General features: G+C 65.6%; 11 protein-coding genes. 8 read left to right on the forward strand and 3 right to left on the reverse strand.

Annotated features, from left to right (window positions below):
• Positions 1-4: 4 nt before the first annotated feature.
• A complete protein-coding gene (gene lipA / locus ACP97_RS10635) occupies positions 5-1015 on the forward strand; it encodes a lipoyl synthase (protein WP_272913449.1) in 1011 nt (336 codons plus the stop codon).
• A gap of 26 nt (positions 1016-1041) precedes the next feature.
• Here the strand turns inward: lipA and ACP97_RS10640 are convergent, their stop codons facing one another.
• On the reverse strand, positions 1042-1434 hold the full coding sequence (locus ACP97_RS10640) for a VOC family protein (RefSeq protein WP_049997792.1): 393 nt from the start codon (positions 1432-1434) through the stop codon (positions 1042-1044).
• 423 nt (positions 1435-1857) lie between these two features.
• Here ACP97_RS10640 and pdhA point away from each other — a divergent pair, with 423 nt between their 5' ends.
• The 6 genes from pdhA to hisS all read left to right on the forward strand — a co-directional run bounded on the left by pdhA (position 1858) and on the right by hisS (position 8774).
• Positions 1858-2961 carry a pyruvate dehydrogenase (acetyl-transferring) E1 component subunit alpha gene (gene pdhA, locus ACP97_RS10645; RefSeq protein ID WP_049997793.1) on the forward strand — a complete coding sequence of 368 codons (1104 nt, stop codon included), beginning with the start codon at positions 1858-1860 and terminating at the stop codon, positions 2959-2961.
• Entirely contained in the window at positions 2958-3974 is a 1017-nt protein-coding gene (locus ACP97_RS10650) for an alpha-ketoacid dehydrogenase subunit beta (RefSeq protein ID WP_049997794.1), read from the forward strand. Before pdhA ends, ACP97_RS10650 begins: the two co-directional genes overlap by 4 nt.
• Positions 3975-5501, forward strand: a complete 1527-nt coding sequence (locus tag ACP97_RS10655) for a dihydrolipoamide acetyltransferase family protein (protein ID WP_049997795.1) — start codon at positions 3975-3977, stop codon at positions 5499-5501.
• A gap of 51 nt (positions 5502-5552) precedes the next feature.
• Positions 5553-6977 (forward strand): dihydrolipoyl dehydrogenase, encoded by a 1425-nt coding sequence (gene lpdA / locus ACP97_RS10660; protein WP_049997796.1) that lies wholly within the window; start codon positions 5553-5555, stop codon positions 6975-6977.
• Positions 6978-7067: 90 nt separating this feature from the next.
• On the forward strand, positions 7068-7415 hold the full coding sequence (locus tag ACP97_RS10665) for a DNA-binding protein (protein ID WP_049997797.1): 348 nt from the start codon (positions 7068-7070) through the stop codon (positions 7413-7415).
• An 84-nt stretch (positions 7416-7499) separates the two neighbouring features.
• Positions 7500-8774: a histidine--tRNA ligase gene (gene hisS, locus ACP97_RS10670; protein WP_049997798.1), complete on the forward strand. Its 1275-nt coding sequence runs from the start codon at positions 7500-7502 to the stop codon at positions 8772-8774.
• Positions 8775-8851: 77 nt separating this feature from the next.
• Here hisS and ACP97_RS10675 read toward each other — a convergent pair whose 3' ends face one another.
• A complete protein-coding gene (locus ACP97_RS10675) occupies positions 8852-10138 on the reverse strand; it encodes an MFS transporter (RefSeq protein ID WP_049997799.1) in 1287 nt (428 codons plus the stop codon).
• 171 nt (positions 10139-10309) lie between these two features.
• Here ACP97_RS10675 and truA point away from each other — a divergent pair, with 171 nt between their 5' ends.
• Complete coding sequence (truA, locus tag ACP97_RS10680) at positions 10310-11110, forward strand: tRNA pseudouridine(38-40) synthase TruA (protein WP_049997800.1); 801 nt, start codon at positions 10310-10312, stop codon at positions 11108-11110.
• A 6-nt stretch (positions 11111-11116) separates the two neighbouring features.
• Here the strand turns inward: truA and ACP97_RS10685 are convergent, their stop codons facing one another.
• Entirely contained in the window at positions 11117-11536 is a 420-nt protein-coding gene (locus ACP97_RS10685) for a DUF7575 domain-containing protein (RefSeq protein ID WP_049997801.1), read from the reverse strand.
• Positions 11537-11603: the final 67 nt, after the last annotated feature.

The following is an 11603-nucleotide window of genomic DNA, read 5'->3' on the forward strand; positions in this document are numbered from 1 at the left end:
CGTAATGGTCGTTCCGGCAAGATTCGTTCGAACCGACGAACCGCACGCTTTTGCCGGGCGAACCCCGAGGGCGAGTATGAGTCGCGTGCGCAAGCCCGAGTGGCTGAAGACCCGCCCGCCGTCGGGCGAGCAGTTCACCGACATCAAGCACACACTGCGCGAACGCGACCTCCACACCGTCTGCGAGGAAGCCAACTGTCCGAACATGGGCGAATGCTGGTCCGGACGGGACGGACCGGGAACGGCGACGTTCATGCTGATGGGCGAGCGCTGCTCGCGTGGCTGCAACTTCTGTGACGTCGAAACCGGGGGGATGAGCGCGCTCGACCCCGACGAACCCGCGAACGTCGCCGACGCCGTCGCCGAGATCGGTCTCGAATACGTCGTCCTCACCAGCGTGGACCGCGACGACCTCGACGACTACGGGGCCGCCCATTTCGCGCGCACCATCGAGGCCATCAAGGAGCGCGATCCCTCGATTCTCGTGGAAGTCCTGATTCCGGACTTCCAGGGCGAACCCGAGTTAGTCCGAAAGATCATCGACGCCGGTCCCGACGTCATCGCCCACAACATCGAGACCGTCGAACGCCTCCAGTGGCCCGTCCGCGACCGCCGGGCGAACTACGACCAGTCATTATCAGTTCTCGAACAGGTCGAACGGGAATCGGAGATCCACACCAAAACGTCGATCATGCTCGGCGTCGGCGAGTACGACCACGAGGTCTATCAGACCCTCTCGGATCTGCGGGAGGCGGACGTCGACGTCGTGACGCTCGGCCAGTACCTCCAGCCGTCGCGCTCGCATCTCGACGTCTCCTCGTATGTGCATCCCGACAAGTTCACGACGTGGCGGGCGGTCGCCGAGGAGGAACTCGGCTTTCTCTACTGTGCGAGCGGACCGATGGTCCGGTCGTCGTACAAGGCCGGCGAACTGTTCGTCGAGGCCGTCCTACGGGAGGGGCAGTCGGTCGAGGGGGCACGGCGGTCGGCGCGGGCGGCCTCGCAGTCGGCCTGAGAGTCGTGGCTCTCGGCGGGTGGGACTCAGACGCGTGTTTTCAGTTCGATGCGATAGCCGAACGGGTCGACGACGTAGAGCGAGGCTGCCTCCCCGGTCGCCCCGCGCGGTGCGGCGAGTTCGTCGTCGATTTCCACACCCACCTCGTCGAGGCGCGAGCGAACCGTGTCGATCGGTTCCTCGACGACGACGCAGAAGTGATCGAAGTTCGTCGCCGTCGGCGCGTCGAACTCGTCGGTCGGCCAGAGGTGGACGACCGCGGTCGCCGACAGCCGCACGTCGAGAAACGGTTTTTCACCCGTCTCGTGGAGGGTGTCTTCGATACCGAAGCCGAGTTGCTCGCCGTAGAACGTCCTCGCGGCGTCGGCCCCGTCGGCCGGGATGCGGAGGTTGACGTGGTCGAGATGTCGTGCGTTCACACGTCCGAGTCCATCGTCACATCGCAAAAAGGTTGAATGAGTGTGGTCGCCTCGCTCCCCGACACCTCGCACCGATATGGTCGGCGTTCGCGCCGTTCCCTGCCGATAGGACAATTGTGGAACGATCGCGATTCGGGAACGGTAGCGACTGCCATCGCCGGAAGCGGACGGCCACGACGGACTCGTGGCGTCGGCGAACTGTGGATCGACGACAACGACGACCGGTGGCGGCGGGTCGATGTTCCGGTTCCCACGGATGGAAAGCGATAGTTGACGAAATCGGTGTTTTTCGTGTGTGAAACGTATGCACGGACGATTTCGTGCGTGCGAACGGCAAGAATGGCAGCCACAAAAACCCTTTTACAAAAAGAATATAACTGCGGCAATCGATGGTGTGGATATGTCATCGAGGTGGCTCCGCCCGTGAGCACGCTACAGCACGACCCCGGTGAGCGAATCGAGATCCTCGACGAGGACGGAAACGTCCGCGACGGCGCGACGGTGCCCGACGTGAGCGACGAGTTGCTCGTCGAGATGTACCGCGAGATGCGGCTGGTGCGCCACTTCGACCAGCGCGCCGTCTCGCTCCAGCGACAGGGCCGCATCGGCACGTATCCGCCGCTATCGGGTCAGGAGGGGGCACAGGTGGGGAGCGCCCACGCGCTCGCCGATGACGACTGGCTCTTTCCGAGCTATCGCGAGCACGGCGCGTCGCTCATCAAGGGGTTCTCGCTCGAACGAACGTTGCTCTACTGGATGGGTCACGAGGTTGGCTACGGCGAGGACGACGCCAACATCTTCACGCCCGCGGTGCCGATCGCCTCCCAACTCCCCCACGCCGTGGGCGCGTCGTGGGCCTCGAAATTGAAGGGCGAGGAGAAAGCCTTCCTCTGCTATTTCGGCGACGGCGCAACCAGCGAAGGGGACTTCCACGAAGCGATGAACTTTGCCGGGGTGTTCGACACGCCCACCATCTTCTTCTGTAACAACAACCAGTGGGCGATTTCCGTGCCCCGAGAACGCCAGACCGCGAGCGCGACGCTCGCCCAGAAGGCCGACGCCTACGGCTTCGAGGGGATTCAAGTGGACGGGATGGACCCGCTGGCGGTCTATCAGGCCACGACGAAAGCCATCGAGAAAGCCAAAGATCCCGACGAGGACGAGAAGCGGCCGACGATGATCGAGGCCGTCCAGTACCGCTTCGGCGCACACACGACCGCCGACGACCCCTCGGTCTATCGGGAGGACGACGAGGTCGAGGAGTGGAAGCGAAAGGACCCGATTCCACGGCTGGAGGCGTATCTCGAAGGGGAGGGAATCCTCGACGACGAGCGCATCGCGGCCATCGAAGATGACGTCGAAAGCGACGTCGCGGACGCCATCGACGCCGCCGAGGCGCGCGAGCGACCCGACCCGGAGGAGATGTTCGCCGACGTCTACGCGGAGATGCCCAAACGGCTCGACCAGCAGCTACAGTACCTGAAACGACTGCGCGAGGACCACGGCGACGGGGAGCTTCTCGAATGAGCACGACACAACAAGAACGGACCGAAGAGGGGGAGACACAGAGCCTGACGCTCGTCCAGGCGGTGCGCGACGGGCTCCACGGCGAGATGAGTCGGGACGAAGACGTGCTCGTACTGGGTGAGGACGTCGGCAAAAATGGAGGAGTCTTCCGCGCCACGCAGGGTCTCCACGACGAGTTCGGCGACGAGCGGGTCATCGACACGCCGCTGGCCGAATCCGGCATCGTCGGGACATCCATCGGCATGGCCGCTTACGGGATGAAACCCGTCCCCGAGATTCAGTTCCAGGGGTTCATCTATCCGAGTTTCAACCAGATCGTCTCGCACGCAGCACGGCTCAGGAACCGCTCGCGCGGGCGGTTCACCTGCTCGATGGTGATTCGCGCGCCCTACGGCGGCGGCATCCGCGCGCCCGAGCACCACTCCGAGTCAAAGGAGGCGTTCTTCGTCCACGAGGCGGGTCTCAAAGTGGTGATTCCGAGCACGCCCTACGACACCAAGGGACTGCTCGCCGCCTCGATCCGTGACCCCGATCCCGTCCTGTTCCTCGAACCGAAACTCATCTATCGGGCCTTCAGAGAAGAGGTTCCCGACGAGTCCTATACCGTCCCGCTCGGCGAGGCCGCCGTCCGCCGGGAGGGTACTGATGTCTCGGTGTTCACGTGGGGCGCGATGACCCGCCCGACGATGGACGCCGCCGAGAACCTCGCCGAGGAGGGCATCGACTGCGAGGTCGTCGATCTCCGAACCCTCTCGCCGCTCGACGACGAGGCGATCGTCGAGTCGTTCAAGAAGACGGGGCGTGCGGCGGTCGTCCACGAGGCCCCCAAGACCGGCGGACTGGCCGGCGAGATCACCGCCACGATCCAGGAGGAGGCGCTCGTGTATCAGGAGGCACCGATCACGCGCGTCACGGGCTTCGATACCCCGTTCCCGCTGTACGCGCTCGAAGATTACTATCTCCCCGAGGCCGCCCGCATCGAGGACGGTATCCGGGAGGCCGCGGAGTTCTGAATGGTCCGCGAGTTCGAACTCCCCGACGTGGGCGAGGGGGTCGCCGAGGGCGAGATCGTCGAGTGGCTCGTCGAGGAGGGCGACCCGGTCGAGGAAGACCAACCCGTCGCCGAGGTCGAGACCGACAAGGCGGTGGTGGAGGTTCCGTCCCCCGTCAACGGCAGCGTACAGGAAATCCACGCCGACGCGGGCGAGATGGTGCCGGTCGGCACAGTGATCATCACTTTCGCCGAGGAGGGTGACGCCGAGAGCGACGCGGCGACGAGCGCGGAGGAGTCGGCCGAGATGCGGACCGACACCGCGACCGAGGCGGGTCCCAACGAGGAGGGTGAAACGGGGTCGGCCGAGGAGACATCGACCCCGAACGGGCGCGTCTTCGCCGCCCCGAGCGCGCGGCGGTTGGCGCGCGAGCTCGGCGTCGATATCGGTACTGTCGAGGGGTCCGGTCCCGGCGGCCGGGTGAGCGAGCACGACGTGCGTGCGGCGGCCGAAAGCGGAGAAGAGGGAGAGGGCAGCGGGGCGGCCGAATCGTCCGAACCGGCCGCCACGCGCGTCGAGAGCGAGGCGGACTCCGTTGGCAGTGGTGTGGCACAATCGTCATCCGCGAGCGGGTCGATGGCGGGCGAATCGGCGGCCGACCGCGATCGCACCCTCGCCGCACCCGCGACACGGAAGATGGCCGCAGACGTTGGAATTGACATCGACAGCGTGCCGACCGACGAGGAGCGCGACGGCGAGGCGTTCGTCACGCCCGCAGCCGTCGAGTCCTACGCCGAAAGCCAGCAGGCCGCACAGGATGCGGACAGGGCCGCACTCGCGGAATCGAAGGAGGAAGAGCGGATTCCGTACCGTGGGGTTCGTCGGACCATCGGCGAGCAGATGGCGCGCTCGAAGTACACCGCGCCCCACGTGACCCACCACGACGAGGTGGACGTCACCGCGCTCGTCGAGGCGCGGGCCGACCTCAAGGAGGTGGCCGCCGAGCAGGGCATCAGCCTCTCGTACATGCCCTTCGTCATGAAGGCCTGTGTGGCCGCACTGCGCGAGTTCCCGATGGTCAACGCCATGCTCGACGAGGAAAACGAGGAGATCGTCCAGAAGAACGACTACAACATCGGCGTGGCGACCGCGACCGACGCCGGCCTGATGGTGCCCGTAGTGCACGGGGCCGACGAGAAGAACCTGCTCCAGCTCTCCTCGGAGATGAACGAACTGATCGAGAAGGCCCGCGAGCGCTCGATCAGCAGGAGCGAGATGCAGGGCGGCACCTTCACCATCACAAATGTGGGAACTATCGGCGGCGAGTACGCGACGCCCATCCTCAACCACCCCGAGGTGGCGATCCTCGCGCTCGGGGCGATCAAGGAGAAACCCAGAGTCGTGGACGACGAGATCGTTCCCCGCAAGGTGATGACGCTCTCGCTGTCGATCGATCACCGCGTCATCGACGGGGCGATCGCGGCGCAGTTCACCAACCGCGTCGAGGAGTTCCTCGAAAATCCACAGTTGCTGCTGTTGGAAGCGTAATCCGGCCGCGAGACCCACTCAATTTTTCACACCTGCGCGTCTCTCGCCGCTATGGTCGTTGGAGACGTCACGACGGGCACGGAACTGCTTATCATCGGCGCGGGTCCGGGCGGATACGTCGCCGCCATCCGCGCGGGCCAGTTGGATCTTGACGTCACGCTGGTCGAGAAGGAAGCATATGGAGGAACCTGCCTGAATCACGGCTGCATCCCTTCGAAAGCACTCATCTCGGCGACCGACGTCGCCCACGATGCCGGTGAGGCCGAGGCGATGGGCATCTACGCCGACCCCGCGGTGGACCTCGCGGGGATGGTGAGCTGGAAGGACGACATCGTCGACCAACTCACCGGCGGCGTCGAAAAGTTGTGCAAGGCAAACGGCGTGAACCTCGTCGAGGGGCGTGCGGAGTTCGCCGGCGAGAACAAAGTCCGGGTCGCTCACGGCGGCGAAGGCCAGGGTTCCGAGACCATCGAGTTCGAGCACGCTATCGTCGCCACCGGCTCGCGGCCGATGGCAATCCCGAACTTCGAATTCGACGGCGAACACATCATCTCCTCGCGCGAGGCGCTCGCGCTCGATGCAGTACCTGAAAGTCTCGTGGTCGTCGGCGCGGGCTACATCGGGATGGAACTCTCGACTGTCTTCGCCAAACTCGGCACCGACGTGACGGTCGTGGAGATGCTCGATTCGGCGCTGCCAGCCTACGAAAACGATGTCGCGCGCGTCGTCAAGAGCCGCGCCGAGGAGTTAGGTATCGACTTCTACTTCGGCGAAGGGGCGAGCGAGTGGGAGGAATCGGGCGACGGCATCACCGTCAGAACCGAAAACGAAGAAGGGGAGGTCTCGGAGTTCGGCGCGGAGAAGGCGCTCGTCGCGGTCGGGCGCGAACCCGTCACGGACACGCTGAACCTCGATGCCGTGGGTCTCGCGACCGACGAGGGCGGCTTCCTCGACACGGACGACCGCGCACGGACAGATGTGGAAAGCGTCTTCGCCGTCGGCGACGTCGCCGGCGAGCCGATGTTGGCCCACAAGGGGATGAAGGAGGGCGAGGTGGCCGCCGAGGTCGTCGCGGGCGAGCCGTCGGCGCTCGACTATCAGAGCGTGCCCGCGGCGGTGTTCACCGACCCCGAAATCGGGACTGTCGGGATGACCGAGAGCGAGGCCGAGGAGGCGGGCTTTTCGACAGTGGTGGGCGAGATGCCGATGCAGGCCAGCGGGCGCGCGCTCACACTCGGCGAGAGCGACGGATTCGTCCGCGTGGTCGCCGACGACGATGCCGGGTTCGTCCTCGGCGCGCAGATCGTCGCGCCGGAGGCCTCGGAGATGATCGCCGAGTTCGGACTCGCCATCGAGATGGGCGCGACACTCGAAGACATCGCCGCGACCATCCACACCCACCCCACACTCGGCGAGGCGGTCATGGAGGCCGTCGAGAACGCACGGGGCAAGGCGATTCACACGCTGAATCGGTGAGAGAAATTCGCGTGCGTTCGTGACTGTGGATGACGGAGCGTCGACCACGATGTCCGCCGGGTTTTTGTTCGGGTAGTTCTCACTGGGGGTATGAGCGGCTCCGAGGAGGACATCGAAGAACTGCGCGAGAAGAAACTCGAACAGCTGAAAGAACAACAGCAGGGCGGCGGGCAGAACGAGGAGGCCAGACAGGCCCAACAGGAACAGGCCGAAGCGCAGAAATCGGCCGTGCTCCGCCAGAACCTCACCGACGGGGCCAGACAGCGGCTCAACTCGGTGAAGATGAGCAAGCCGGAGTTCGGCGAGCAGGTCGAACAGCAGGTGTTCGCGCTCGCGCGCAGCGGCCGACTAGGCGACAAGATCGACGAAGACCAGATGCGAGAGCTTCTCCAAGAGCTCAAACCCGACCAGCAGAGCTTCGACATCAAACGGCGATAACGACCCGGCACTCGACGACCACCGGCTTCCGTTTTCGTGGCGCATTCCGTAAGGGTGAACACGCCGATACCGCCAACGGACAGTATGTACGACCGCATCAAGGGTTTTCGGGACTTCTATCCCGGCGCGATGAGCGCCCGGCGGGAAGCCATCGACGACATCGAGGAAATCGCCCGGCGCTACGGCTTCCGCGAGATCGGGACACCAGCGCTCGAACGCACGGAGATGTACGCCGACAAGAGCGGCGAGGAGATCGTCGAGGAACTATATAATTTCACCGACCACGGCGGCCGCGAGGTGGCGCTGACGCCCGAACTCACTCCCACTGTGGCGCGGATGGTCGTCGAAAAACAGCAGGAACTCGCCAAACCGATCAAGTGGGTCTCGACGCGCCCGTTCTGGCGCTACGAGGCGGTCCAGCAGGGTCGTTTCCGCGAGTTCTATCAGACGAATGTGGACATTTTCGGCTCGTCGGAACCGATCGCCGACGCCGAGATCCTCGCCTACGCCGCCGACGCGCTCACCGAACTCGGTCTCACCGTCGATGACTTCGAGTTCCGAGTGAGTCATCGCGACATCCTCGGGGGGTTGTTGGAGTCGTTCGACGCCGACATCGACACCGAGGCGGCCATCCGGGCGGTCGACAAGCGCGACAAGCTTGCCGTCGGCGAGTATCGCGCGCTGCTCGGCGACGCGGGCCTCTCGGAGTCGCAGGCCGAGGAGTTCGACGCCCTGCTCGACACCGACGAGGAGAATCTGGACGACCTCGTGGCCGCCGCCGAGACCGAGCGCGTCGAGCGCGCGGTCGGGAACCTCCAGGACGTACTCGACGCGACTGCGGATCTCGGCGCGCGCGAGTACTGCACGCTCTCGCTCGACACCGCACGGGGTCTCGATTACTATACGGGAGTGGTCTTCGAGTGTTTCGACACCACCGGCACGGTGGGCCGGTCGGTGTTCGGCGGCGGGCGCTACGACGACCTCATCGAGGGGTTCGGCGGCCAGCCGACGCCCGCGGTTGGCGTCGCGCTCGGGATGGCGACCCTCTCGCTGCTCTGTGAGCGCGCCGGCGTCTGGCCCGCAGAGACCACGACAACGGATTACTACGTCCTGCAGGTGGGCGACACCCGCGAGACCGCCGCCCGCATCACGCGCGACCTGCGCGAACGCGGTCACGTCGTCGAGACCGACATCGCCGGCCGGAGTTTCGGCGGACAGTTGGAATACGCCGACTCGATCGGTGCCGAAACGACCGTGATCGTCGGTGAGCAGGACCTCGCCGACGGGAACGTGACGGTCAAGCGGATGGATTCGGGCGAGCAGCGACAGGTGCCGGTCGCGGAGTTCCCCGAGGACTGATGCCGTCGGTCAGAAACGGCTCTGAATGGGTCGATTCGGTCGCGTCCCGTTTCGAAAAGTCCGACCGACAGAGACGGTCAGTCCTGAGCGGCCGACGCGGCTGGACCGGCGGAGTCGCCACCGACCGCGACCGTCTCGGAGACCTGCGTGTAGACGAGCACGAACCCGAGGGCGGCGAGCACCGCGCCGAAGGCGAAGGGCGTGACGTAGCCGAATCGCACCAGAAAGCCCGACGTGAGCGGACCGATGGCGGTGCCGAGACCGAACGACATCGTGAGCACCGATAGCTGCGTGCCCGACGCGCCCTTGCTCGCGAGGTCGCCCGCGAGCGCGAGCGCCGGCGCGAACACGAGCGCACCCGCGATGCCCTGCGCCGAGCGCGCGAGGATCATCTCCCACGGCGCGACCACCAGTCCCTGTGCGAGCGTGGCCGGCACGAGCAGCGCCAGTCCGACGAGGATGAACGGCTTGCGACCGTATCTGTCACTCGCGCTGCCGATGGGTGCCTGAAAGAGCACCTGCATCAGGACGAACGCGGCGAACTCGATGCCGAACAACTGTGCGCCCTGCCCGAGGCGGGCGTTGACTTGCGGTTCGATGGCCGACAGCAGCGCGATGCCGACCGCCATGAACAGCGAGGCGACCCCGAGAGTGAAGACGGGGTCGAGCAGTCCCTCCGAATCGTGGTCGAACACCGCTATCGAGGTGTCCTCGTCGTCGACGGAGCGCTCGATGTCGGGGTCGTGGACCAGGAGCGTGACGAGCACGAAACTCACCACCGCCGAGACGGTGGCGATGTAGAAGGCCGCCTCGAAGCCCGTTATCGAAAACCCGAGCAGGGAATACGGACCGCTACCGATGACCGACCCGGCGACGATGGGACCGGTCCCGAACCCCAGCAGACGGAAGGTGTTGAACGTGCCCATATTGCCACCACGGCTCTTGTCGTCGGCGAGTTCGTTGACCAGCGCGATCGTCGCCACGATGGTCAACGATGCGCCGATACCCTGTGCGGCCCGGATCGCGAGCAGCATCCAGTAACTCGACGCCAGCGAGTAGGTGAAGTTCGCAACCGCGAGCAGCGCCAACCCGCCGAGGACGAACGACTTTCGCTTGCCGAGTTTGTCCGACAGGCGGCCGGCGAACGGCTGGAGCGCGCTGTTGAAGAAGCCAAACGCCGAGAGGATCAGCCCCGTGAGCAGCGAGACGCCGAGTCCACCCGCCCCGCCCTCAATGGTGCCACTGGCGATGTAGAGCGGAAGGACGACGATGAGAAAGGAGTTGCCCACCGCGTCGGCCATCCGGGCGATGGCCAGCGCGAGCACCTCGCGGTTGATGCCGAGGTACTCGTTGGCGGTGCTCACTGACTCCCCGCGCGCCTGGACCGCGCCGTTCCGACGGACGACCGTCTTTCGATTCGGTAGATCGGTTCGGAGAACATCTGTCTGACTGACCAGTTAGCGCCGTGTGTGTATGAATCCTTCGGCCGGACTTGCTCCGACGGAGCGAAGGCCACCGGGACGAAACGAGGGACGATGCGCGCGTTCCGACTCGCCTACGACGGCCGCCCGTTCTACGGCTTTCAGCGCCAGCCGACGGTCCCGACGGTCGAGGGCGTCCTCTTCGACGGATTCCGCGAACTGGGCGTGTTCGGTTCGGACGAGCGAAAGCCGCCGGGCTACGCCGCCGCGGGACGAACCGACAGGGGCGTCTCGGCGGTCGCCCAAACCGTCGGCGTCGAGTCACCGGAATGGCTCACGCCGCGGGCGCTCAACGGCGTACTTCCAGGGACGGTCCGTGCGTGGGCACACGCCGACACTGGGGGATTCCACGCCACCCACGACGCCGTCGCGCGCGAATACACCTACCATCTCCACGCCCCGAAAGTAGATGTCGAGCGGGCGCGCGCCGCGCTGAGACGGCTCTCGGGCGGCCACGACTTCCACAACCTCACGCCCGACGAACGAAACACCGTTCGCACGCTCTCGACCGAACTCGAACGCGACGGCGATTTTCTGGTCGTGACCCTCCGTGCGGGCGGCTTCTCGCGCCAACTCGTTCGCCGAGCCGTCACGCTGGTCGGGTCGGTGGCGACCGGCGACGCGTCACTCCCGAAAATCGATCGCGTGCTCTCGACAGAGGAATTATCGGGAGCGGAGGGCATCGCGCCCGCACCGGCCGCACCGCTCGTCCTCACTGGGGTTTCCTATCCGGACCTCGACTTTCACATCGACGAGGAAGCCGCCGCGAGCGCACGGGACGTCTTCGAGGAGACACGCATCGCAGCCGCGACGCGGGCGCGTGTCGCCGGCGACATCGGAACGCGACTCAGGTGACAGGAGTTACTGGAAATCGTGATGGGCGGGTTCATCGGTGTTCACCCGGTCGAGGGTCGTCCCGCACCACTGGCAGAACTCCAACTCCCCTTCGACCGGCCGACCGCAGTCGGGACAGACGGTCATCGCCTCGCCCGCACTCCGGAGCCGGAGGAGGTAGTTGTTGACGACGGCGAGTCGGTAGGCGTCGAGCACGCTGAGCAGCGAGACGGCGAGCAGCGGCGCGGCGTCGAGCCAGGCAAACGGGTGTCCCGAGACGAGCGCGTCAAGCGTCGCGTCCGGCACGAACAGCGTCGAGAGCATCGTGGCCCCGATCCAGCCGAGCGCGCGGAGCCACCGCCGGAGGTAGAGATGGCCGAACGCGGGCGCGATGGCCGACAGCAGCGCCGCGAGCCACGGTCGTTTCCGTGAACGAGTCTGCACCATACCTTGACTGAACAGTTATTCACTATTCAGTCTTTCGCTTACCTCGCCCGCCCCACCGGTTTGAGAA

This window comes from Halococcus sediminicola, from assembly GCF_000755245.1.
Lineage (GTDB): Archaea > Halobacteriota > Halobacteria > Halobacteriales > Halococcaceae > Halococcus > Halococcus sediminicola.